19 protein-coding genes are annotated in these 24,769 nt (G+C 45.5%); 12 read left to right on the plus strand and 7 right to left on the minus strand.

What is annotated here, in order from left to right:
* Together ACUVJL_RS16980 and ACUVJL_RS16985 are read left to right on the plus strand one after the other, a co-directional pair.
* Positions 1-524: IS200/IS605 family accessory protein TnpB-related protein (locus tag ACUVJL_RS16980; RefSeq protein ID WP_445246923.1), on the plus strand; the 524-nt coding region annotated here is incomplete at its 5' end.
* 81 nt (positions 525-605) lie between these two features.
* On the plus strand, positions 606-1,358 hold the full coding sequence (locus ACUVJL_RS16985) for a cupin domain-containing protein (RefSeq protein WP_445246924.1): 753 nt from the start codon (positions 606-608) through the stop codon (positions 1,356-1,358).
* A gap of 60 nt (positions 1,359-1,418) precedes the next feature.
* Here ACUVJL_RS16985 and ACUVJL_RS16990 read toward each other — a convergent pair whose 3' ends face one another.
* Together ACUVJL_RS16990 and ACUVJL_RS16995 are read right to left on the minus strand one after the other, a co-directional pair.
* Positions 1,419-1,856 carry a VOC family protein gene (locus ACUVJL_RS16990; RefSeq protein WP_445246925.1) on the minus strand — a complete coding sequence of 146 codons (438 nt, stop codon included), beginning with the start codon at positions 1,854-1,856 and terminating at the stop codon, positions 1,419-1,421.
* Positions 1,857-2,118: 262 nt separating this feature from the next.
* Positions 2,119-2,628: a TIGR02652 family protein gene (locus ACUVJL_RS16995; RefSeq protein WP_006631343.1), complete on the minus strand. Its 510-nt coding sequence runs from the start codon at positions 2,626-2,628 to the stop codon at positions 2,119-2,121.
* A 106-nt stretch (positions 2,629-2,734) separates the two neighbouring features.
* On the opposite strand from ACUVJL_RS16995, the gene ACUVJL_RS17000 reads away from it, so the two are divergent.
* The 4 genes from ACUVJL_RS17000 (at position 2,735) to ACUVJL_RS17015 (ending at position 8,592) form a co-directional block, all read left to right on the plus strand.
* The gene (locus tag ACUVJL_RS17000) at positions 2,735-3,280 is read left to right on the plus strand and encodes a gamma carbonic anhydrase family protein (RefSeq protein WP_445246926.1); all 546 of its coding nucleotides are present in this window, start codon (positions 2,735-2,737) and stop codon (positions 3,278-3,280) included.
* Between the two features lie 41 nt (positions 3,281-3,321).
* A complete protein-coding gene (locus ACUVJL_RS17005) occupies positions 3,322-3,927 on the plus strand; it encodes a Uma2 family endonuclease (protein ID WP_445246927.1) in 606 nt (201 codons plus the stop codon).
* A gap of 203 nt (positions 3,928-4,130) precedes the next feature.
* Entirely contained in the window at positions 4,131-6,620 is a 2,490-nt protein-coding gene (locus ACUVJL_RS17010) for a GH116 family glycosyl hydrolase (RefSeq protein WP_445246928.1), read from the plus strand.
* 538 nt (positions 6,621-7,158) lie between these two features.
* Positions 7,159-8,592 carry a protein adenylyltransferase SelO gene (locus ACUVJL_RS17015; protein ID WP_445246929.1) on the plus strand — a complete coding sequence of 478 codons (1,434 nt, stop codon included), beginning with the start codon at positions 7,159-7,161 and terminating at the stop codon, positions 8,590-8,592.
* 297 nt (positions 8,593-8,889) lie between these two features.
* Here the strand turns inward: ACUVJL_RS17015 and ACUVJL_RS17020 are convergent, their stop codons facing one another.
* Both ACUVJL_RS17020 and ACUVJL_RS17025 read right to left on the minus strand, forming a co-directional pair.
* A complete protein-coding gene (locus tag ACUVJL_RS17020) occupies positions 8,890-11,079 on the minus strand; it encodes a tetratricopeptide repeat protein (protein ID WP_445246939.1) in 2,190 nt (729 codons plus the stop codon).
* 189 nt (positions 11,080-11,268) lie between these two features.
* Positions 11,269-13,467 carry a tetratricopeptide repeat protein gene (locus tag ACUVJL_RS17025; protein WP_445246930.1) on the minus strand — a complete coding sequence of 733 codons (2,199 nt, stop codon included), beginning with the start codon at positions 13,465-13,467 and terminating at the stop codon, positions 11,269-11,271.
* A 372-nt stretch (positions 13,468-13,839) separates the two neighbouring features.
* Here ACUVJL_RS17025 and ACUVJL_RS17030 point away from each other — a divergent pair, with 372 nt between their 5' ends.
* A complete protein-coding gene (locus tag ACUVJL_RS17030; protein WP_445246931.1) occupies positions 13,840-13,992 on the plus strand; it encodes a hypothetical protein in 153 nt (50 codons plus the stop codon).
* Between the two features lie 109 nt (positions 13,993-14,101).
* Positions 14,102-15,487 (plus strand): tRNA uridine-5-carboxymethylaminomethyl(34) synthesis GTPase MnmE, encoded by a 1,386-nt coding sequence (gene mnmE, locus ACUVJL_RS17035; protein WP_445246932.1) that lies wholly within the window; start codon positions 14,102-14,104, stop codon positions 15,485-15,487.
* 402 nt (positions 15,488-15,889) lie between these two features.
* Here mnmE and ACUVJL_RS17040 read toward each other — a convergent pair whose 3' ends face one another.
* Complete coding sequence (locus tag ACUVJL_RS17040) at positions 15,890-17,428, minus strand: SagB/ThcOx family dehydrogenase (protein WP_445246933.1); 1,539 nt, start codon at positions 17,426-17,428, stop codon at positions 15,890-15,892.
* A gap of 228 nt (positions 17,429-17,656) precedes the next feature.
* Between ACUVJL_RS17040 and ACUVJL_RS17045 the strand changes: the two genes are divergently transcribed.
* The 4 genes from ACUVJL_RS17045 to ACUVJL_RS17060 all read left to right on the plus strand — a co-directional run bounded on the left by ACUVJL_RS17045 (position 17,657) and on the right by ACUVJL_RS17060 (position 22,849).
* Positions 17,657-18,178, plus strand: coding sequence for a pentapeptide repeat-containing protein (locus ACUVJL_RS17045; RefSeq protein ID WP_333134887.1), 522 nt, complete (start codon positions 17,657-17,659; stop codon positions 18,176-18,178).
* Positions 18,179-18,480: 302 nt separating this feature from the next.
* The gene (locus ACUVJL_RS17050; protein WP_445246934.1) at positions 18,481-18,813 is read left to right on the plus strand and encodes a hypothetical protein; all 333 of its coding nucleotides are present in this window, start codon (positions 18,481-18,483) and stop codon (positions 18,811-18,813) included.
* A 33-nt stretch (positions 18,814-18,846) separates the two neighbouring features.
* A complete protein-coding gene (locus ACUVJL_RS17055; RefSeq protein WP_445246935.1) occupies positions 18,847-20,925 on the plus strand; it encodes a dynamin family protein in 2,079 nt (692 codons plus the stop codon).
* 241 nt (positions 20,926-21,166) lie between these two features.
* The gene (locus tag ACUVJL_RS17060) at positions 21,167-22,849 is read left to right on the plus strand and encodes a dynamin family protein (protein WP_445246936.1); all 1,683 of its coding nucleotides are present in this window, start codon (positions 21,167-21,169) and stop codon (positions 22,847-22,849) included.
* On the opposite strand, the gene ACUVJL_RS17065 is transcribed toward ACUVJL_RS17060, so the two are convergent.
* Both ACUVJL_RS17065 and gloA2 read right to left on the minus strand, forming a co-directional pair.
* On the minus strand, positions 22,816-24,108 hold the full coding sequence (locus ACUVJL_RS17065; RefSeq protein ID WP_445246937.1) for an endonuclease/exonuclease/phosphatase family protein: 1,293 nt from the start codon (positions 24,106-24,108) through the stop codon (positions 22,816-22,818). The genes ACUVJL_RS17060 and ACUVJL_RS17065 overlap by 34 nt on opposite strands.
* A 104-nt stretch (positions 24,109-24,212) precedes the next feature.
* The coding region (gene gloA2, locus ACUVJL_RS17070) for an SMU1112c/YaeR family gloxylase I-like metalloprotein (protein ID WP_445246938.1) at positions 24,213-24,769 on the minus strand (557 nt) is incomplete at its 5' end.

Below are 24,769 nucleotides of genomic sequence, written 5' to 3' on the forward strand. Positions count from 1 at the left end.
ACCAAAAAGTCGATAATTACTTGCATCATACCAGTCGCCTGATTGTCGATTATTTGGTCGCCAAACAAATTGGGACGTTAGTAATTGGCAAAAATGCACAATGGAAAACCGAGATTGATTTAGGAAAGCAAACCAACCAAAACTTCGTCAGTATTCCTCACGCTCGACTGATTGAGATGTTGGAATATAAAGCTCGATTGATTGGAGTTAAGGTGATCGTGCAAGAGGAATCTTATACATCTAAATCAAATTTTTTGAATCTAGACCCGATTCCTGTGTACGGGCATACTGGCGCTGATGATATGGTATTTAGCGGTAAACGAATCAAGAGAGGTTTGTACAAGACATCGGTCGGTCAATTAATTAACTCCGATGTGAATGGCGCCTACAACATTTTGAGAAAAGCAATCCCAAATGCGTTTAGTAATGGGATAGAGAGCTGCGTAGTTGGGCCAATGCGGGTCAATCCGCTCAAAGTAAAAGTGAAGGGGGAGGGACTTGATGCCTCCCATGTCATGTCATAAATGACTATGCTTTTGCCAGCTATATTGGCTTTAGGAACCAGCCTCTACAAAATCAGCAATTCATCTTAAATTTTAAGAATTATGTCTTCTCAACTTGAGTGGCAACCTCAACCAATTCACAACAACGTATCCAGTCGAGCCGCGGTCTTGCAGTCATCGCTAACCTGGCATCAGACCACTTTTACGGGCATCTGGTTTGGTGCCTTTGAGTCCGACGATAACGTTCAAGATCATCCCGTCACCATGCTGACTCGCTTCGATGCGGGTGGCTTTTTCCCGCTACACGGACACCCGGGTGGAGAAGAAATTTTGGTACTCCAGGGTAACTTCGCTGATGAAACCGGTGTGTATCCTCCAGGATCTTATATGCTCAATCCCGAAGGGTTTATCCATCGTCCTTATAGCGATGAAGGTTGCCTGACATTTGTTAAATTACGGCAACATGGTGGAACCACTCGCCAGCGGGTGAAAACGAATATTTACGAGTTGTCCTGGCAGCCGGGTGCTATTCCCCAAATTGAAGTAAAGCCACTTTATGAGCAAGAGGGTTTTCATGAAAAAGTTTGGGTGGAACGCTGGCAACCAGGCACGGCTTTGTGGAACGTAGTTGAATCTGAGGTGAAAGAAATCTTTGTCATCGAAGGTTCTTGGAGTGATGAGTTAGGAGATTTCCCCCCTGGTAGTTGGCTGCGGTATTCACCCAATTCTCCCTATAGTCCGTCGTCGGCCACCGGTTGTCTGGTTTATGTTAAGACTTATCCTCTAGATGCAACGCGATTTATTGTTGGAAAAGACTTCCGACATCCTTTTGAGACAACTGAGTCTTCTGGCTAAGGATTAGCGGTAGGAATTTAAAGAATATAAATGGCTAATGACTACTAACTACTGACCTCATTAGCCATTCATCCGCCGGATAAACTCTAAGGGCAAACCATCAGTATCGGCAATAAAAGCTACTTCGTAAACATTTGGCCCGATCGCCTGTTGAGTCGGTTCTAATAAAACTTTCAAAGCTTGAAACTGGTTTGGTTGGTCTTTAGCAGCTTCCTCAAACCGCTCTTTCAGAGACTGCAACCAGCTAGGTAAGTCAGTTGTCGCCTCAGTTAAATCGAAAGATAAATGATAATATCCAACATAATGCTCGTCTCCAAAAGCATCCGGTGCGGGTTTTGGTTCCGGGATTTGAATTAGTTCGATGCGTCCGTTGAGACCTTCCATCCAACAGGCTAGGGTGTAACCTGTGGTAAAGCGATCGCTCACAGTAAATCCCAACTGTTCATAAAAGGCGATCGCCCGGTGAATGTTAGCAGTGCGAATCGAGGCGTGGTGCATTCAATTTTAGATTTTAGGTTTTAGATTTTAGATTTTAGAAGGGAAGTAGGAATTCCGGCTTGGGATTTTAGATTTTAGAGGTTAAATTCGTAATTCGGAATTAAAAACGGTCGCATCTTTAGCGCGAAAGCAATAGAGCCTTCTTCCCTCTTCCCTCTTCCTTCTTCCTTATTCCAATAAACATCGGACTGACATCCGTTACATCCGTTACATCCGTTACATCCGTTACAGAATCCGTTGCCGAACTTCCTTCTTCCTTGACTTATTCAAACAACCGAAAATAGGGATATCTAATCGGAACTCCCGGCTCTTTTTCCAAATCAAAATTAATCACTTCCCAGCAAGGGTCCTCTTGGGGATCGGGGCTAAAATCCACAGGCAAACCGTACAGCCTCGGCCGCGGCGATTCCGACTGGCCTCGCCAAGGCGTGCTGCGTTCCAAATAAGCGCTGATTAAGTCCCGATAGCGTTGGGCAACGATCACGCGAGTTGCTCGGTAGCCTTGAGTATACAGTCGATCGAGCGCTTCGTGAATTTCAAACCGAATCCCGTCGGGGTGCGTGTGCTGGCGATACCATTCATTCTCCCAGCGGCGCCAGTGCCGCCCAGACTGAAGGTGAACCAGTTCCCCCGTTTTTGGATCTGCCTCAAATGCCCCGTGACGCGGACACAAATAGGTATCCGTGAGCGTTAAAGCCGGAATTGTTTGGCGACAGTGGGGACACTGAATTTCCGGGCCAAACATTGGGTATTGCAAGGCAACTTCAATCATTTATTTGCGTCCCAGCATATTTTCTCTGCAAAAGTGCCAAATACTTTTATTATATCCCGTATCAAGAACCAGCTAATCTGCTAGAAGTATAACGATCGACCAACTAATGAGCAATCTCAACGAACCTCTGTCTGCACTTTCTTCCTATTGGCCCAGGCCTGATCTGTCCCAAGCGGCTTTTGTCGCTGAAGGCGCTGTTGTCATCGGCAGGGTAGAGGTGGCTGCAGGCGCTAGTATCTGGTACGGGGCGGTGGTGCGGGCGGATGTAGAGCGAATTGCGATCGGCTCAAGTACCAATATCCAAGATGGAGCAATTCTGCACGGCGATCCGGGAAAACCAACCGTTTTGGAAGATTTCGTGACAGTCGGACACCGAGCCGTGATTCACTCAGCTTACATTGAACGGGGCTGCCTGATCGGGATTGGGGCGATCGTCCTCGATGGAGTGAGGGTGGGCACAGGCTCTATCGTCGGTGCAGGGGCGGTTGTCACCAAGGACGTTCCCCCTCATACCCTAGTTGCGGGAGTGCCTGCCAAACGCCTGCGGGATGTCTCTGAGGAAGAAGCGGCGGAGTTGGTGGAACACGCTAAGCGTTACGAAAAGTTGGCTCTGGTTCACGCGGGGAAAGGTTCTGATTTGGGATTTGATTAGTTGATAGAATAAGATTTTAAGCAAAAAACTATTAGTTTCCAATGGCTTACACCGCGCCAAAAATCCTCACCTTTGAAACATTCCTCGATCGATATTGTGACAACTTCCGCTACGAGCTCGCTGACGGAGAATTAGTTGACAGGTCACCCACAGGCCCGCACGAAACCGTCAGCGGTAAACTAGCAACTCAAATCGGCATCGCCATCACAGCAGAAAAACTACCCTGGTTCATTCCCCGCACTTGTTTAATCCGTCCATTTTCAGACCTAGCTACCGCCCGCCGTCCCGATATTGTCGTATTAGATGAAACCGCTATTGTCAGCGAACCCCTTTGGGAAAGAGAACTTGTGATTACGCTGGGGCGATCGATTAAATTAGTTGTAGAAGTTGTCAGCACTAACTGGGAAACTGATTACGCGCGAAAAGTTGAAGAATACGCTCTTTTAGGAATTCCCGAATATTGGATAGTCGATTATCGCGGATTGGGGGGCGCGGTTTTTATCGGCAAACCGAAACAACCTACTGTCACTGTTTGCGAACTGATTGACGAAGAGTACGCGCAGCAACAATTTCGCCTTGGTCAACCGATTATTTCTCCTCTGTTAAAGAGCTGGCAAATTCGCCTAGATGATATTCTTCCCCGTTAGCCGATCGACCAAGCGATTTTAGATTTTAGATTTTAGATTTTAGATTGGAGAATTGATGAAGCAGGCGAACCGGAAACCAATTGCTTTTGGTCAACAATCAACCATCAAAAATGTTCGGAGAAATCTGGATTTGTTCGAGGGATAAAAGTTTAAAATAAAATAAAAAAAATTGTAAAGCTCGATCGAGCGCTAAAATTGATGACATGAATAACGATCGCACATCTACTCCAAACATCCCCCCCCACACCTGGAAACGTCCCATCGGCCTCGGTTGGGAGAATCCCTATACAGTCCGCTACGCAAGCAATCTCGACGACGGACCCTGGCACGGAATGCCTCTGGGCGGGTTCGGTGCCGGCTGCATCGGGCGATCGTCCCGCGGCGACTTCAACCTCTGGCACATTGACGGCGGCGAGCACATTTTTCGCAGTTTGCCCGCTTGTCAGTTCAGCGTTTTTGAAGAAACTCAAGGCAAGAAACAAGCTTTTGCACTGTCCACTGAACCGCCTACCGATGGCAGTTTATCTAGTTGGAAATGGTATCCAAAAGAAGGAAGTTCGGCAACGGATTATGTAACGGATGTAACGGATGTAACGGATGGAATTCTGAAGGCAGACGGAAGAAGGGAAGAGAAGGAAAAATTTCAATCTTCGGGGACTTATCATGCTTTGTATCCGCGCAGTTGGTTTGTTTACGAAAATGTGTTTCAGGCTCAATTAAGCTGCGAGCAATTTTCGCCAATTTTGCCGAACAATTATCAGGAAAGCAGTTACCCAGTTGCCATGTTTGAATGGGTAGCGCACAATCCTACAGATGCGCCGATTACTCTCAGCATCATGCTGACTTGGGAGAATATTGTTGGTTGGTTTACTAATGCCAACAAGTCGCCGAAAGTGATGGTGCGAGATGATGGTAGTCCATTTTATGACTATCAACCCAGGTGGGGAGAAAGTGCCGGAAATTTGAATTTGTTGGTGGAAGATTTTCACCGGATCGGTTGCGTGATGACGCGGTTGACTGCTGAGGACGAACCGCAAGAGGGGGATGGACAATGGGCGATCGCAACTATTACTAATCCAGCGGTAGAAGTATTCTATCAAACTCGCTGGAACCCGGCGGGGAATGGCGACGATATTTGGCGCAACTTTTCTGCTGAAGGTTTCTTGTTGGATGACAAAGACGAGACGGCAGCAGCCGCAGGAGAAGAGTTGGCTTGTGCGATCGCAGTTCGCTTTACTATTCGACCGGGAAAAACTCGCAAAATTCCCTTTATTATAGCTTGGGATTTGCCCGTTACTGAGTTTGCATCGGGAGTTTGGTACTACCGTCGCTATACAGATTTCTTCGGCCGCAACGGCAAAAATGCTTGGCCGATTATTCGCACTGCAATGAAGCATTCCGATACTTGGCGCGAAAATATTGAAGCTTGGCAAAAACCAATTTTAGAACGGAAAGATTTGTCAGATAGTTTTAAAATGGCTTTGTTTAACGAGTTATACGCCCTGACAGACGGCGGTACTCTTTGGAGTGCGGCTGACGAACGCGATCCGAAGGGTCAATTTGCGGTTTTGGAGTGCATTGATTACCGCTGGTACGAAAGTTTGGACGTGCGGCTTTACGGTTCTTTTGCTTTGTTGATGCTTTGGCCAGATTTGGAAAAGTCGGTAGTTTTAGCGTTCGCTAGGGCAATTTCTGCCGGAGACGATACGCCGAGAATTATTGGTTGGAATCAAGCTTCGGCTATTAGAAAAGCTGTCGGTGCGACGCCACACGATTTAGGTGCTCCTAACGAACATCCTTGGGAGAAAACGAATTATACTAGCTATCAAGATTGCAATTTGTGGAAGGATTTGCCTTGCGATTTTGTGTTGCAGGTTTATCGGGATTTCCTGTTGACTGGCGGCACAGATTGTGAGTTTCTCCAAGAGTGTTGGCCGGCAATTGTTGAGGCTTTGGCTTATCTGAAAACTTTTGATGAGGATGGGGACGGAATTCCTGAGAATTCGGGAGCACCGGATCAGACGTTTGATGACTGGCAAATGCGGGGGATAAGTGCGTATTGCGGGGGTTTGTGGTTGGCGGCGCTGGAGGCTGCGATCGCGATCGGCGAAATCTTGGAAGATGCAGCACCGCAGATAATTCCTAACCCTCAAGCAAAGATAGCATTATATCACAGTTGGCTCCTACAAGCAAGACCCAGCTATCAAGAAAAACTGTGGAACGGTCAATATTACCGTTTGGACAGCGAGAGTAATTCCGAAGTGGTGATGGCCGACCAACTGTGCGGTCAATTTTACGCTAAATTGTTAGGATTACCGGATATTGTGCCGCCAGAATGTGCAGTCAGTGCTTTAGAAACTGTGTACGAATCTTGCTTTTTGAAGTTCAATGAGGGGGAGTTCGGTGCGGCGAATGGGGTGATGCTGAACGGTTCGCCGGAAAATCCCAATGCAACTCATCCTTTGGAAGTTTGGACGGGGATTAATTTTGGGTTAGCCGCTTTTTTGGTACAGATGGGAATGGAGGAGAAAGCGTTTAAATTGACGGATGCGGTGGTGAAGCAGATTTATGAAAATGGGTTGCAGTTTCGCACGCCGGAAGCGATTACGGCGGGGGGGACTTTTCGGGCGAGTCACTATTTGCGGGCGATGGCGATTTGGGCGATTTACGGGGTGTTGACCAATTTTAAATAGGGGAAAAGGTATATAGCAATCCTTGCAGGAGTTGTAATTTTTTGACCCCACCCCAACCCTCCCCGAACCCGCGGGGAGGGAGTGAGAAATTCACAAATGATTTAGAATTGCTATATTATATCAAATCCCTTAGCATCGTCCTGTATTCATCTCTCTGTTCTCGAACTCTGCGTTAAGAGCGTACTCTGCGGTTTAATCATTCCAATGCAACCGGAATTGATATTAGTTGGTGAATCCCACTAAAATTTTAAAAATTTAAGCCTTAGACCCCATTTTTAGCAAGGAAAACGGTTAATTTTACTATCGCTAAAATTGACCGTAAAAATTTTTCGCGTTCGAGGAAGACATTAATGTTTTATGCTCAAATTTTAGCATAGCTCAAGTTTGAGCATGAAACAGCCCTGGGATGTGAGGGGGATCGAACTCGGCTATAAACGAGAAAGACAAAGGATTTGAGGCGATTGTTGACACCAATGTAGTCGGCACCTTACCCCTATATAATTAGGAATGATAGGAAATTTCAAGATCAAATAGAAAAATGTCAAATCCCTTGCTTTCCCTCAACTACGAACCCGCGATAGAATCCCTCGGCGACGACTATTTTGATGAAGTCCCTGCAGCCGATTTTCCCCAGCATATTCTCCGCTTCCGCAACGACAAATTATTGCCGATATTGGGTTTAGACCCCGCACAAGTAACCGACCAACATTTTATAGAAGCGTTCGGCGAATTTCACTGCGTGCGTCCCTTTCTCGCACTCCGCTATCACGGCTATCAATTCAACGCATATAACCCCAATTTAGGTGACGGTAGAGGCTTCTTATACGGCCAAGTTCGCGGTACTGACGGCAGACTTTACGACTTCGGCACTAAAGGTTCAGGCCGCACTCCGTACTCGCGGGGCGGTGACGGTAGACTCACTCTCAAAGGGGGAATTCGCGAAGTTTTAGCCGCCGAAGCTTTGCACCGATTGGGAGTTCGGACATCTCGCTGTTTTAGTTTAGTTGAAACTGGGGAGGCTTTGTGGCGAGGGGACGAACCATCTCCGACGCGATCGTCCGTAATGGTACGTTTCAGTCATTCTCACATCCGGTTTGGAACTTTTGAAAGGTTGCACTATATCCGCCGCCCGGATTTAATTAAAAAACTTTTAGATTTTGTTATTGAATATTACTATCCTGAACTGCATTTAGAAGCAAGCAAGGCTGGTCTTTCTGCGCCGGAAAAGTATGCGCTATTTTATGCAGATTTAGTCCAGCGAGTCGCTGAATTAGTTGCTCAGTGGATGGCGGCAGGATTTTGCCACGCTGTGCTGAATACTGATAATATGTCGATTACTGGAGAAAGTTTCGATTACGGACCTTTCGCTTTTATCCCAACTTACAAGCCGGAATTTACAGCAGCTTATTTTGACTATTATGGTCTTTATTGTTACGGCAATCAACCGTTTATTTGTAAGGGGAATTTAGAGAAGCTTCAGGAACCGCTAGCAGCGGCGATTCCTCAAGCTGATATGGATGCTGCTTTGGAAAAGTTTGGCGATTATTATAATGCAGCTTATCGGCAGTTGATGCTCAAGAGATTGGGATTTGACGATTTGCCAGAAGCTGATGCTGATGAGTTGTTGAAGGTGACAATTAAAATGCTGGCGGAGTCTCAAGTTCAGTATCACGATTTCTTTTTTGAACTGCGAAGACAGTTCGATCGCACTTGGCGAGATGATGCTAGTCAAATTTTTGCTGAGGCGGAACCGGCGGACTTGATAGCACCTTGGCGGCAGTTTTATTATCACGTTTTGCAAAGTTTGTCAGCGGATGATATGGACAAAATGGCGGACAGGTTGCTCCGGCACAATCCCGAACAATCGCTGTTGAGACCGACGATTGAGGCTGTTTGGGAGTCCATAGCTATTGAGGATAATTGGGAACCGTTTTATGAATTGGTTAAACGGCTTCAAGACCCAGAAAATTGATTGATAATAGCTGGCATTAATAGCGCTCCGGGGCGGGTTCATATCAATTCCGGTTGCACTCCTTATGATGGGGAGTAGTCCGTGGGGGAATGTGGAATTCTTGACCGAGACTTGATCATTCCCATCCCACCGGAAACGATATCACCGGCATTTTCTGTTGGTATTAAAGATTAGCGTGAACCCGCCCCGGAGCAATCTTAGATTATAAAAATCTGCCGCATAAGAAATCTAACACCGAGAAATAATGACTAATGACTAATGACTAATGACTAATGACTAATGACTAATGACTAATGACTACTTGAGCTTTTCAATCTCAAATTGTGCATCTTTGTAACCGCCAGTAAGTCCTTGATCGAGAAACATTTTGCCGGCTTTTTCTAAATCGCTAATAGCTCCTGCTTTGTCTCCCAATGAGCGGCGAACCTGGCCTCTACCGTAGTAAGCAGCAGCATAATTCGGACTGATCCGAATAGCTTGCACGTAATCTGCGATCGCACTATTGTAATTATTTAACTGGTGGTAAATCTTAGCCCGATTGGCGTAAGCTTCAGCATTGTTGGGATTGAACCCGATTGCTGCTGTAAAATCTGCGATCGCCCCCTGGGGGTCCCCCCCTGCGCTGCGAGCTAAACCACGATTGTTAAAAGCATTATAATCATTCGGATTCACTTTCAGCGCTTGAGTGCAATCGGCAATTGCTTTCGGATAATCCTTCAAATTTAAATAAGCAATGCAGCGATTGTTGTAAGGAACCCCATCGTCATCGTTCAGCGAAATTGCCTGAGTGCAATCGTCAATTGCCGCTTGATGCGCTCCCAAATTCAACTGCGTGCTGCAGCGATTAGCGTAAGCATCTGCACTCTTAGGATCGATCGCGATTACCTGAGAATAATCCGCCAAAGCTCCCTGATAATCTCCTAGGTGAAAGCGAGCTCTCCCCCGACTGTAGAAAGCATCAACATTCTGAGGATCGAGTTTAATTGCTTCAGTATAATCTCCAATGCCCCCCTGCAAATCTCCGCTCGCAGCGCGAGCCAACCCCCGGGAATGATAACCTTTAACAAGGTTCGGCTCCAACCGAATTACTGCGTTAAAATCCTGAATAGCCGCCTTGTAATCTTGCAGTTCTAAATAAGCAACTCCTCTTTTATAATATGTATCAGCATCATTGGGCTGGAGATTCAAAGCTTGAGTGTAATCCTCTATCGCCCCGCGCTTGTCGTTAAAATCGTGACGGGCTAGCCCTCGGTTAAAATAAGCCTCAACATATGTAGGCTTGAGAGCGATCGCCTGAGAATAATCGCCAATTGCTTCTTGATACTTTTGTAAATCATAATTAGCATTACCCCGCCCATAAAAACTCTCCGCCTTGTTAGGATTCAATTGAATTGACTTATTAAAAGCCTGCAAAGCTGCCGCCGCATCTTTCTTGCCAGAGTTTTTTACTCCCTGATCGTAATATTCCTTAGCTTTAATCGGATTCGGGCGGCTCCAATAATTAAACAGAAGTATCAAAACTATTGCCGCCCCGAAGCCAGCCAAAAGCAGCACCCAAACCCGATTTCCCAAACGTAACGCAACACTATTTGAAGATACTAAGCTCGGAGAAATACTTTTCTTTTGAGCCTTATTTCCCGGTTCTTGGCGGTGCCTCAACTTGCTGATAGCTTCCAACACTTCCTCAGCAGATTGATAGCGTTGGCTAAATTGGTGACAGACCATTTTGTCAATTATATTTCCTAGTCCCACAGAACATTGAGCTCGGTTTCGCCACACAATTTCCCCCGTGTGAGAAGGACTCGGATCTTGCAATTTTGGCAAATCCGTACCGGGCAAACCCGTGATAGCTTGGACTGCCATCATCCCGACTGCATAGAGGTCGCTGCTAAATTGCGGGTTGCCTTGAAATTGTTCGATCGGCATATAAGCCGGAGTTCCAGTAGCAATGGTGCGCGGAAATTCTGTATCGTACTCGCTGACGTGATTCGCGACTTCTTTAACCGAGCCGAAGTCTATTAAAACTAACTTGCCGTCTGGTTTGCGGCGGATTAAGTTGGAGGGATTAACATCGCGGTGAATCACTCCCTGAGAGTGTACGAAGGCGAGAAGTTGTAACACTTCTTCCAACAGATCGAGCACTCGTTCTTCCCGCCAAGGTTGACCGGCCACAATTTCCCTATTCAGGGCGTGTCCTGGCACAAATTCTTCGACGAGGTAGAATTGATTGGCTTCTTCAAAATAAGCGAGCAAAAAGGGGATTTGAGAGTGTTTCCCCAGTTTTTCTAATATTTCTGCTTCTTGTTTAAATAAGCGGTAAGCTGTTTTGAGAACTGTGGAAGTGTTGCTGGGAGGGCGCAGTTGTTTGACTACACATTGAGGGTTGCCCGGGCGGCGAGTATCGACAGCTAAATAAGTTTGTCCGAAAGCTCCTGAACTGAGAATTTGCACTACGCGATAACGCCTGTCTAAAAGTTGACCAACCATGTTCATATCGGGAATTGGGAATTGGGACTTGGTGATTGGAAATTTGGAATTGCTGATGGGAAATTTGGAATTGGTGATTGGTGATTTTGCCTTCTTCCTTCTTCCTGATTCATTTTTCATTCTTCATTTTTCCTCATGACTAATGACTCATGACTAATGACTCATTAGTCATGAGTCATGACTAATAGCTTATTTAGGATCGTTCATTTGTGCTTGTGCGTTTTGGAAACCATCGGCTCTTCCTTGTTCTAGAAACAGCGTTGCAGCTTTCTGAAAATCCTCGATCGCCCCAGGACGGTCTTTGAGTTGGCGACGGACGAGGCCTCGGCTGTAAAAAGCGCTAGCATTGTTGGGGTTGAGCCGCAGCGACTGAGCAAAATCCTCAACCGCTAAAGGGTAATTTTTTAGTTCTGAGTAAATAGTACCGCGATTGCTGTAAGCTACTGCATCGCTGGGATTGAGCCGAATTGCTTGAGTAAAATCTTCCACAGCCCCCTGCTTGTCTCCCGAAGCCGAGCGAGCTAATCCTCGATTGCTGTATGCTTTGGGATTGTTGCCGTTGAGTCCGATCGTCAAACTGCAATCCTCGCTGGCCTTTTGAAATTGTTTTAAATTCAGATAAGCAATGCAGCGGTTGTTGTAAGCTGCTTCATCTTTTGGATCGAGGCGAATTGCTTGGGTGCAATCTGCAATCGCTTTGTCGTAGGTTGCCAAATTTAAGTAAGTGCTGCACCGATTGGTATAAGCATCAGCTAGCCCTGGTTCCAATTCGATCGCCTTACTATAATCCTCCATCGCTCCTTGATAATCTGCCAGGTTAAATCTCGATCGACCACGACTGTAGTAAACGCCAGCTTGTGTGGGGCTAATTTGAATCGCTAGGGTAAAATCTGCCATTGCTCCTGTTTTGTCGCCGGAAGCTGAGCGAGCTAAACCCCGATTGCTGTAAGCTGTAGCATCGTTGGGCTTGAGCCGAATTGCTTGAGTGTAATCTTCAATGGCCGTGCGGTAGTCGCCCAAATCGTAGTAGGCTAAACCCCGCTGAGAGTATGCGTCACCGTCGCTGGGATTCAGTCGCACTACTTGGGTGAAATCTTCCACGGCCCCCCGCTTGTCGCCGGTCTCGAGGCGGGCCAGACCTCGATTGTAGATGGCTTTGGTGTGGCCCGGATCGACTTTAATTGCTTGCGTGTAATCCTGTATTGCTTGCTCGGTGGCGCCCATGTCGTAGCGAGTGTTGGCTCGCTTGTAGTAAGTTTCCGCATCGCTGGGATTCATGGCAATCGCTTGGGTATAATCGGCGAGCGCACCTGTTTTGTCCCCTTGCTGCGCCTTGGCTACGCCGCGGGCTAACAATTCTTTTGCCCTCGCTGGACTTTGACTCTGCCACAAGTAAATTATGAGTGCTATCAAGATTAAAGTGGAGGCTGTTGCAGCCAACAGCAGCAGTCTGATTTGGCGCTGTCTCGACGGTTTACTCATAGCGTCCATGATGATTGTGGCTGGCGGCGGTTCAACCTCCCATTTTACGGCGATTTGTTTGAGGTCTGCCAAAACTTCCGCGGCTTCCTGATAGCGTTCCTCGTAGTCTGGGCGCACCATTCGATCGATAATATCTGCTAGGGCAGGTGAACAAGTTGCCTGGTTTCGCCAGGGAATTTCGCTTTTGTTGTTTTTTAAGGCACTCAGTTTCTTGGGTGAGAGTCCCGTCACCGCAAGCTGGGCGATCGTACCTAGAGCGTAGATGTCGCTATTGTAACGGGGGTTGCCCATCGATTGCTCGATCGGCACGTATAACTCCTGCGTCGCCAAATCCTGTTTTTTTGCCTCATGCCGTTTAACAGAGTTCGGGGAAGTTTGCGCCAACAAATGACAATTAGCGACTTCCGGGTTAATTTCTTTGTCTAAGCTAAAGTCAACCAATACAAATTTGCCGTCTGACTCGCGCCGGATAGCTCTGTCTGGTTGAATTCTGCGGTGAATGAAACCCTTCTCGTGTATGAAGACCAAAATTTCTAATATTTCTGATAGCAGAGCAATTACTTTGTCTTCAGCCCAAGGTTCACCGGGTTTTAGTTCTTGACTTAAAGGTGATCCGGCAATAAATTCTTCTATTAAGTATAAACTTTGATTTTCCTCAAAATACGCCAATAATTCGGGGATTTTGTCGTGTTTTCCCAATTTCTCAATTATTTCTGCGTTTCTTTGAAATATAACTTTGACTAATTCTGGAGTTTGCGAACTTGTGCCGGGAAGCCGCATTTCTCTAACCGTGCATTGCGGATACCCGGGACGGTGAGTATCTGCTGCTAGATAAGTTTTTCCCACCTCACTTGAGTCTGTGACTTTAATGATGCGGTAACGTCTGTCTAGAAGTTGACCAATCATGTGATAGCCCTCTACCCTGTTAATGTCCCATTATTGCATGAAATCCGGATAGCCAAAATATTCGGCGGAGTAATTTAAGTTCGATAGAGCCGTGACTCCCGCCCAAAAACGGATACAAGTTTCCTACAGGAGTCGTAAGCCTCCCCAAATTTTAGACTCTTGTTCAACATCCCAGATTCATCGGTGGAGTAAATCTCAAATCTCCACTCTCAACTCTCAAATCGACTGACTGGCCTGCAGGGGCGATCGGATTGGCGCTCCAAGCCAAGCACGGCGGCCGCCCTCTTCTAATATCTAAAAAAAAATAGCTGAAATTGTTTATCCTGTCAATGAGATAGGTATAATTTAACAACCAAGCCGGAGGTCTGTCAAATGAACGTACAACTGCTTGAATCCCTAATTCAAGTTATCTTGTCTCTCTGGGCAGACGAGCAATTAGCACTCTCGGTAAAGATATTACCAAATATCCCCTACCATTCGCCCCGGAAACTCGTGCAGCTTGCCCTTTCCTGGCGGCTAGTTTAATTTTTTGAAGGACGAACTTTCTTATTTCTACTCTCGAAGACCCAGAAGCAATTGCCTGATACTCAAAAACAGGAGATTGAGAGAACTTTTGAATGTGTGAATAATAAAAATGTCTGAATCACTAACAAAAGGAGGAACGATCGCAGCGATCGCCACTGCCATAGTTCCCCAACAAGGCAGCGTCGGCATTGTGCGAGTTTCCGGTTCCGCAGCCTTAAAAATTGCCGAAACTCTGTTTCGCGCCCCAGGACGGCAAATCTGGGAGTCTCACCGCATTCTTTACGGTCATATCCGTCGCCCCAAAACTCAAGAATTAGTCGATGAAGCTTTATTGTTAATTATGAAAGCGCCGCGTTCTTTTACTCGCGAAGATGTGGTGGAATTTCACTGTCACGGCGGTATTATAGCCGTGCAGCAAGTCTTGCAGTTGTGTTTGGAACATGGGGCGAGATTGGCGCAGCCAGGAGAGTTTTCGCTGCGGGCTTTTTTGAACGGGAGGCTCGATTTAACTCAAGCTGAAAGTATTTCAGATTTGGTAGGAGCAAAATCGCCTGCTGCTGCACAAAGTGCTTTGGCCAGTTTGCAGGGAAAATTAGCCCAGCCAATCCGCAAATTGAGAGCAACTTGTTTGGACGTGCTGGCAGAAATTGAGGCGAGAATAGATTTTGAGGAAGATTTGCCGCCTTTAGATGAAGCTAAAACCTGTTTGGAAATAAATCATATTTTGGCGGAATTGTCAACAATTTTGGCGACGGCAGATCGCGGAGAATTGTTGAGAATGGGTTTGAAAGTAGCGATTGTTGGGCGGCCGAATGTGGGAAAATCGAGTTTGTTGAATGCGTGGAGCCGGAGCGATCGGGCGATCGTCACGGATTTACCGGGTACGACGCGGGATGTGGTAGAGTCGCAGCTTGTTGTGGGCGGCATTCCGGTGCAGGTGCTCGATACTGCCGGCATTCGAGAAACCGAAGACAAGGTAGAAAAAATTGGCGTTGAGCGATCGCGCGCAGCAGCAAAAAAAGCCGATTTAGTGTTGTTGACAATTGACGCGGAATCTGGTTGGACAGAGGAAGATTCGGAAATTTACGAACAAGTAAAGCACCGCCAGCTAATTATAATTATCAACAAAATCGACCTAGTAAAAACAATTCCCCAACTACCTTTTTTCTCTGAAATTCACCCAATAGTTGCCGCAGCCGCCGCCCTCGATCGAGGCATAGCAGACTTAGAAACAGCAATCTTAGATGCCGTCAGCGGGGGAAATTTGCAAGCAGCAAACTCAGACTTAGCAATCAACCAGCGGCAAGCAGCAGCCTTAACCAGAGCCAAAATTTCTCTGGAACAATGCACGGATACTATTAGCAACAAATTGCCTTTAGATTTTTGGACAATAGATTTGCGCGGTGCAATTCAAGCATTGGGGGAAGTTACGGGCGAAGAAGTGACAGAATCAGTGCTCGACAGAATATTTAGCAGATTTTGCATTGGGAAATAGCAATGGCAGGACTTACGTAAAACCTTTATATTGCAGGTTGACAATGGACACCTTACCGCTATAGCAATCCTTGCAGGAGTCATAAATTTTTTACCCCACCCCAACCCTCCCCGATGCCTTGGGGAGGGAGTAAGAAATTTACAAATGATTTAGGATTGCTATATAACTTGAAAATTCAGAAAATTGACTCACTCGGTTGTTTCTTTTTTTGCAGATTGAGTCGTTCATACCCTAAATAAGCAACGCCAATTCTTCAATCTCAAATCTCAAATCTCAAATCTAAAATTGACTGACTCGCTTGTTTCATTTTTTGCAGATTGAGTCGTTCATACCCTAAATCAGCAACGCCAATTCTTCAATCTAAAATCTCAAATCTCAAATCTAAAATCGATTGACTCATTCTTACGATCGAGGTCTTCCCAGACTTGTAATATAAAGCACAGCCTCACTCGCAGGAATACCGAGAACGTCATTGACGCGATCGTCAAAAAAGCCCGCGATACCGCTGACACCCAAACGCAGTTGAATAGCTGCTAAATTTAACCGCTGGCCCAAATGACCCGCGTCCATATGCAAATAGCGGTAAACTCGATCGCCATATTTTGCTACAGCCCTGTTCAAATCCGCCGTGTGAAACAACAGCGCCGCCGCATCTCTGCCCAAGTCTTGCCCCAAACACAAAAAATGCAATTCCCTGCGGAAATTTTTAAACCGAATTTGGCGCAATTCTTGAGCTTTCGGAGCGTAATAGTAACAGCCTTCTTCTAACCCATTCACTCCCGAAACAGCAATAAAAGTCTCGATCAAACTTAGATCGAAATAGTCTGGAGAACCGTCTAATCCTTGGTCGATATAGTGCTGCGCCTGGTAAGTAAAATCGAGCATAGCTAGCAGCTCGCCCAAGCTCAAAGAAGCACCTGTATAACCACGGGTAGAACGCCTTTTGAGGATAGTGTTTTCTAAAGTTTCCAGGTTCACTCCCCAAGGAATCGAAGGAGTGACCGTCGAAACTTTAGTACAAAAAGGAAAGTTGTATTTATCGTCTAATTCCCCTTCACTTTCATCAAGTTTCCAGCCGTCCGCTCCGGTAGGATCAGATTCTAAATGCGTCGCTTTGTGGAGGTATCTTAATAGTTGACCTTCGGAAATTTGCGGGTAATCTGTCGTAGTGTTTCCGGGCAAAGCTGTTTTAAATTTAGGCAAATTTTGGTCAATATCTAGCAAGTCGGCTAAAGCAACTACACAAATCGCTCCTTCTTGCTCCGAGTCGATGTACAGTAATTGATTGACAGCTTCGTCGGCGAATCCTCCAATCAGGTGAGGTCGGTAATCGTTGACGGCGCAAGCTAACTCGATATTGCTCAATAAATGACCGGTGTCTAGGAAAATTCGCCGATAAGCTCGGTCTTCGTAACGCCAAGAAGAACGGAAAAAAACAGTGGTAATGGCGATCGCCAATTGGGTGTTTTCTAGCGCTGGCGACTGGAAACAAGCTGCTTGCAAGGTCGGCCAAACTTGATTGTCCCAAAAATGAACAAGTGAATGAGTTCTGCACTGATAGTTGTAAAGTCCGGCCGGCAACTGCGGAGTGCCACGGGAGATTAAATAAACCTCTGCTGGGTAGAGCCCGCCCGCCGACGGTGCCGATCGCAAATACAGGTAGCTGTCGTCTACCGTTTGCACTTTCGCCGTCAACCCGTAGCTGCACAGCAACAAGCTAGATAACCGATGCCACCAAGCGGCATCGCCATCGGCATCGGAATCCTCCGAGGAGTCTTTTAGATAAGGCTTGAGGTCAAAATACGCTCCAATTTTATATTCTTTGAACGGCACAGGTTGCTCTGTCCAATCTAGCTGTTTGCTTTTGGCAGCAATGGTTTCAGGATCGTATTTCGTCCGTTCGTGGTAGTGCTGAGCAATGGAGGGAGGAAGTTCTGGCATATTTCAGTAAATGATTGAGTTTGGTTTATCGATCGATCTTGACATTACCGACCGCTTACTGGTCGAGCTAGGCAGAATTTTACAAATATAAAAAAAATCTTAGAAAAAATGAGATCGTTGTTACACAAGCTTAACATAAAATAATGCCTAAGTATAAATACACAAATTAATACCCATTAATTACTGTTATGGATTGGCTGCAATAGCTGTCCTCATAAAGGGATGAAAATGCAAAAGCTAAGCGCTGAAGAATTGCTGGCTCAGTATGCTGAGGGCAAGCGAAACTTTAACGCCGTTGACTTAAGTGAAGATAACTTGTTTCAAGCAAATTTGGCGGAAATAAATCTTTCTGGTAGCATTCTGAGGCGAGCTTATTTGCCCTACGGGAATTTGACAGAAGCCAATCTCTATAAAACTGATTTGCAAGATGCTGAATTGGGCGACATTCAACTTTATCAAGCTAACTTGTCGGAAGCAAATTTATCAAGAGCCAATTTATCCAGAGCAAATTTGCGCCACGCCAATTTACAAGGTGCCAATTTGCAGAAAGTTAATTTGCAAGGTGCGGATTTGTACAATGCAGATTTGACGAATGCCGATTTGAGATATGCGGATTTGAGCCGAGCTAATTTGCAGAAAGCAAAGTTAACCAAAGCTCAATTAGGGGGCTGCAACTTATTTCGATCGCGCTTGGTTGATTTGTCGGAAGCTGAGTGCGATCGCACTACCATCGGCCCCGAAGGATATTGATGATGTGCAGCGGCTAGTAAGCGGGCGATCGGCTTAATTGGTCGAGATCCCTTTTTTAAATTTCTTAACATCTCTCGACACGGCGGAAAATGTGAGTTACAGTTGTAGAAATAGTCCTGGACGAATGGGTGTTCAGAAACCGGGTTTTTTACCCAATCTGCCGGCTGCAACGCGTCTTTTCGTAAAAAAACCCGGTTTCTTTGGTAAGAGTGCGTCCAGGACCCAGAAAACTTATCGCTTCGCAACATTCACAATAAAGACAATAAAAAACACATTTTTCCAGTAGAAACAAGGTAAAATTTATGAACTCTCCCGATAAAAAAGCAAGAGAACTCCGGCACAAAGAACAAGATCTGCGGAAGCGCGAACAAGAAATTAGGCTCCGTGAACTAGAAGCAGAAATCGACCGCTCAGTGCCCGAACATCGAACGACCAAGTACGAAGAACCAGACAGCCAAGTTAAGGGCAAACTCAAACAGTGGCGCCAAAAAATTATAGCCGTAGCTCAATTTACAGGCATTGTCATTGCTGTTGTCGTTGCAGTTCGAATAGCAACTTGGCTGGCAACTGCGGTGATAGTTGGAGGCATTGCTTTCATTGCTTACAAAATGTTTTTTGCAGGAGACAAAAGTTGAAAAGCCCAAGCAGGAAACTCTCAGGAAACAGCCATGAACCTTAAAGTAGAAACTAGCAACTTTCTCAACGATTTAGAGCGAGTAGCCGCAGTCCGCCGAGAAATTGCCGATCGCCTCAGCAACATCGCCACAGCCATCAACCAATCAGAATTAGCAGCAGCCGCAGCCTCGGGAAAACTCGGTTTAGAAAGCGACAGCGCCGACATCAATCTCGCCAGCAACAACTTACGTCAAGGAGTCTTTCGGCTGCTAGTTTTAGGCGATATGAAACGTGGCAAAAGCACTTTTCTCAATGCCTTAATCGGCGAAAACCTACTGCCCAGCGATGTAAACCCCTGTACAGCTTTGCTGACCATTTTGCGCTACGGTTCAGAAAAAAATGTCACCGTTTATTTCAATGACGGCAAAAGCCCCAAACAGCTCGATTTTAAAAGTTTTAAACAGAACTACACCATTGATCCCGCTGAGGCGAAACGCCTAGAAGCAGAAAAGAAACCCGCATTTCCAGATATCGACTGCGCCGTAGTAGAATATCCCTTGCCTTTGCTAGAAAAAGGCATAGAAATAGTAGACAGTCCCGGACTAAACGATACAGAAGCCCGCAACGAATTATCTCTAGGTTACATCAACAACTGCCACGCTATTTTGTTTGTGCTCAGGGCAACTCAGCCTTGCACAATGGGGGAAAGACGCTATCTAGAAAATTACATCAAAAATCGCGGATTGAGCGTTTTCTTTCTGATCAATGCTTGGGATCAGGTGCGGGAAAGTTTGATTGACCCGGATGATCCGGAAGAATTGGCAGAAGCTGAAGGGAAACTGCGGCGGGTTTTTCAAGCTAATTTAGCTGAATATTGTTTAACAGAAGGACACGATATTTACGACGAGCGAGTCTTTGCAATTAGCTCAATTAAGGCGCTCAGGTTGCGGATAAAAAACCCGGATGCGGATTTGGCAGGAACTGGTTTTCCCGAGTTTATGGCGGCACTGAATACGTTTTTGACCCAGGAAAGGGCGATTTCCCAATTGCGTCCGGCGAGGACTTTGGCGCGTCAAATTTCTGCTCGCGTCCGCGAAGCTGTTGGACGGCGATTACCATTACTCGATCGCGATGTCAATGAGTTGAAGGAAAAGATTAATTCAGTTGAGCCAGAGTTTAAAAAGCTGAGTCAGATTCGCGATGAGTTTCAACAAGAAATTATCGAAGTTAGAGATAGTAAATCGCGGGCGATCGCAGATTCTTTCCGCACCTACGTTCTCAACTTAGAAAATACCTTTGAAACAGACTTTTTGCGGTATCAACCCGACCTGAGATTTCTCGATTTCTTCAGCCAAGGCAAGCGAGAAGCTTTTGAAGCATCGCTCAGACAAGCATTAGAACAGTACATCAACGACAAACTAGCAGCTTGGACTCTCACCGCAGAACAAGAGATGAATTCAGCATTTTCGCAGTTATCGAAAAGTGCGGCAAATTACGGAGCATCTTACACGAAAGTGACTGAAAAAATCACCGAAAAACTAACGGGGCAAAAAATACCAGCAGTAGTCAGTAACTCGAACGAAGATAACTCGCCAGCTTGGGCAAAATGGGCAATGGGATTGTTCTCGTTAACGACCGGAAATCTGGCAGGCGTAGCAATGGCAGGAGCGGGTTTTGATTGGAAAAATATCCTGCTGAATTTAATCACTGTGTTAAGCGTTAGTACGATTCTTGCTAGTTTGACGGGGATTGTTTTGGGGCCACTATCTTTGGCTTTGTTGGGGATGGGTGTTGGAGTTTTGCAAGCAGACGGAGCTCGCAAAGAGTTGGTGAAAGCGATGAAAAAAGAGTTAGTGAAGTATCTGCCGCAGGTGGCTCAAGAGCAGTGGCAGCCGATTCACGATGCTGTTAAAGAGTGTTTTGATGTTTACGGGCGGGAAGTGAGCGATCGCATGAATGCTGATATTAATTCTCGGAAAGCTGAGTTAGATAATTTGCTGGAACAAAGGGAATCTCGCGAGATTAATTGTCAGGCTGAATCTGAGCGGTTGAAAAAATTGGAGGCAGATGTTTCTGCCCAATCGCAGAATATAGAATCGCTATATCAAGGTTTCCTAGCAGCCGCTACCTGAATGTTTTCTCATCCTTCAGGACTTACGAAAAAAATAGTTTGACGCGCGAATTATAAAAGTAAGGTGGGCTGCGATCAAATCAACTTGTAGGATGCTCTACTACTTTGATTATGAACGGATTATCAAGGGTGTAGGATAGGAGATCACCTTACTAATTGTGACCCTGGCGTCCAGGACTGATAATTAGGTTCTACGTAAGTTAGGGAATTATCACCTTCCCAACAATTAGGTAATCTTAAATATGCCACAACCAGAAACTTATCAAAACCTGACCGACAATCTCAAGTCAGCACTGGGTATTCTCGAACTCGACAAAAACTCCCAACTTTATCGAGATACAACCTCAATCTGCGACTATCTCGCCAAACCAACTTTTCAAATTGCTGTCTTTGGCCCGTTTAATTACGGCAAGTCAACTTTGCTCAATGCTTTGCTTGGAAATCTTGCTTTGCCGATCGACCTAGTGCCCACTACAGGTGCTGCCATTTATGTCAACTACGGCGAGGAATTGCGCGCCAAAATTACCCTGAAAGACGGCACGGAAGTTAGCGAACCGGGGACTGATGTTTTGAAACGCTACGCCATCCTTGACGACGCCAGACAAATGCGAGAGGATGTGGCGGCTGTTAATGTTTACTGTCCCCATCCATTCCTGAAAACAGGTGTGGAATTGCTGGATTTGCCGGGAACCAACGATCGGGAGGAACAGGATAATTTGGTTCGGGATAAATTGCTAACGGCTGATTTAGTTGTGCAGGTTTTAGATGCTCGCAAATTGATGACGTTAGGGGAACGGGAGAACTTAAGAGATTGGTTGAGCGATCGCAACATCAATACTGTACTCTTTGTTGCCAATTTTCTCAATCTACTCGAACCAGACGAGCAAAAACAAGTTTACAATCGGTTGTTGTTTGTTGCCGAAAGTTTTCGCTCGAACTTGCCGAACAATATCAGCAATATCTACCGCGTCGATGCTTTGCCGGCTTTGAGGGCTAGGCTGAAAGGAGATGTGGCGGCCGCCCAAACTACAGGAATTGCCACCTTTGAATCGGCTTTGCAAAGTATTGTGGCAGCTCAACAGGAACAACTAGCAGTTAAGTTGCCCAGAATTGAAGCTATAGCTACTAAAATTTGCCAATCTCTCAGAGCCAAAGCTGAAACTGTCGCAGCAGAAATAGCCGCAGCTCAAAAAAAGCACAAAGACAAAATTGAAATTAAACAAAAAGCAGAAAAATTGATATTAAAAGGCTTTCACGCCAGCGTTTCCGACTTTGAGATGTGGCTTTACCAGCCGACACTTTTGCAGCGGTATCAATCGGAAATGGCGCTGTCGCTCCAGGAAGGAAGTTTTGACGCGTGGAAGCTAAAATTTCAGCGAGAGGTGTTGAAGCAGCAGCAAACGATCGCAGAATGGGTAAATAAAGCTTGCGAATTCTTTGAGAAAGAACAGCCGATCGCACTTTTGATTTCGTTTCCTCCATCGCCGCAAGTCAGCTTACCGGAGCCGCCGCCACCTCCAGCTCAAAAGTCGATCGAGGGCGAAGTGGCTCCAGTGGCGATCGCCACCGGCTTAGGTTGGCTGTTGGGCGGGCCTGTGGGAGCCGCAGTAGTCGGCGGTGCTAGCTATATTTTGAATAAAAGAACGGGGTATGAAAAGCCGCCTGAATCCTCAGAAGCTTATTTAAATCAAGTAACGGAAATTTGCAGCGAGGCTGCTAAAAACTATCTCGCTCACTTCAGCACCGATACTTTTTCCATGCTGCAACACTACAAGGAAATCGCCGAAAAAGTTATCTGTTTTCAAGACAGCAAAGAGCCGCTACAGACCAATATTCAGCAATATCAGATACAGTTAATCAATAATTTGTTAGAAAATATCGAATCATCCCTTCAAATGACCAAATCTGTAATTAACGGCAAATGATCCGAACCGACATGGCGGCCAGTACGAATCTTCAAAACACCAATTTCTTTGCTGACTAGAAAGTGATCGATGGGAATATAAGCCAGCGGCAGAAAAGTCGGCCAAGTCGGTAAAATGCCAAAGCCCGATCGCGCATTTCGCAGTTTTGCGGTTTTTACCATATTTGTGTAGAACGGCGACCACATTGTGGTATTGAAATCCCCAACCACAATCAGCGGATTTTTTACTTGGGCCGCATACTCGCCGATGGCTGCTAGCTGTTTATTGCGATCGATAAAACTCTGCTGTTTTATCGGTACAGTCGGATGAACAAGAATCAGAGAAATGATTTTACCTTGAAATTTCACATCCACCAACAAGCTCTTTCTTTGCTTTGAAAAGGCTTTAACAGAAGCATTTTCTAAAGGCAGCTTGCTATAGATGGCACTGCCAAATCTCTCCGATTCTTGCTGGTTGGAAGAGTAAGGAAACATCTCGCTTAAAACCGATAACTCTTTTGCCCAAGATGTGCTGACTTCGACAAAAACCGCGATATCGGGTTGTTCTGCTTTAACCAGCGATATCACATCAGAATATCGTCGGTTACTCGTTAAAACATTTGAATGCAAAATCCGCAAGTTTTGTCCGGGAGTAGCTCCTGCCAATGCTGGCGCTGGAAAATACCAAGGAACAATTTCCGCCAAATTAATGATAATGCAAAATGCGCTCACCAGCAAGAATCTTTTTTTTGAGCGCACCAGAGCGAAGAATACAAAAGTAGAGAAACCAACCAGCAGATATTGTAGCTTAAAATGAGAACTCAATTCAAAAAAAATGTTAAATCTTCCTAAATAACCGACTATTGAAAATAGGGTATTTACAGTTACTGCGATAATAAACCATTTTAAAATTACGTGCTTCCAGCTAATGTTTTTGTTGGGGATGCTGTGCATCACCGCCCATTTCAGCTTGATTTTAAGGTCGTTGGTAATCGGCAATTTATCAATTTCTATTAACAGTTGTTCTGGCGGTTCCAACTCTCGCCGCTTTTGATAAAATCTTACCAGCCAGCTATCTACCACAAAATAACTAACAAAATTAGCAACAAATCCTATAAATACCAACACACCTAAACCGATCGGCATACCAAAGGGACCGCCTACTTTGACCAAACCCGACCAAACGGCTCCATCACCTGTTTTACCAGTAGCTACTATGGCTATAAATAGCATGAAAGTAGGCAATCCGATCGTGATTGTGTTTCTAATGAGATAGTCCATTATACAATTTTAGATTTTAGATTGGGAATGAATCATGCAGTTTTTAGGGCAATGCACACCCCACCTATTGACTTAAGAGCGACTTTACAAAATCGGGATACTCCTTAAATTTCATAGATTTCTAAGGGTAAGTTGTCGGGATCTCTGAAAAATGTAAAGCGTTTTTCGGTAATTTCGTCAAGGCGGATTTCTTCTACTTCTACTTGTTGGGATTTTAAGTAAGCAACTGATGCTTCTATGTCCTCAACTGCAAAAGCTAAATGTCTCAAACCGCAAGCTTCAGGACTGTTAACTCTTTCAGGAGGATGGGGAAATGAGAAAAGCTCGATCGTGTCGCCGTTTCCGACTTGCAAATCTAGTTTGTAAGAATTTCTCTCGGTTCGGAAAGTTTCTTTGATAATGGAACATCCCAATACTTCTACATAAAATTTCTTCGATGCTTCGTAATCCGAGCAAATAATAGCCACATGATGTATTGCTTTTATTTTCATATTAAAAAAGTTAGTTAGTTGCGTTTTTCTGAGATGTTGCACCATTCTCAATAAGCTTTTTATGAACAGGCAAGATGCCTGTTCCACAAAGAGTAGACCTCTTGCAAAAATAACTAGGACGGGCAAGATGCCCATCCCACAAGAGTTATTTTTTCTTGTGGGATGGGCAT

This window comes from Microcoleus sp. OTE_8_concoct_300, from assembly GCF_031383065.1.
Classification (GTDB): Bacteria; Cyanobacteriota; Cyanobacteriia; order Cyanobacteriales; family Microcoleaceae; genus Microcoleus.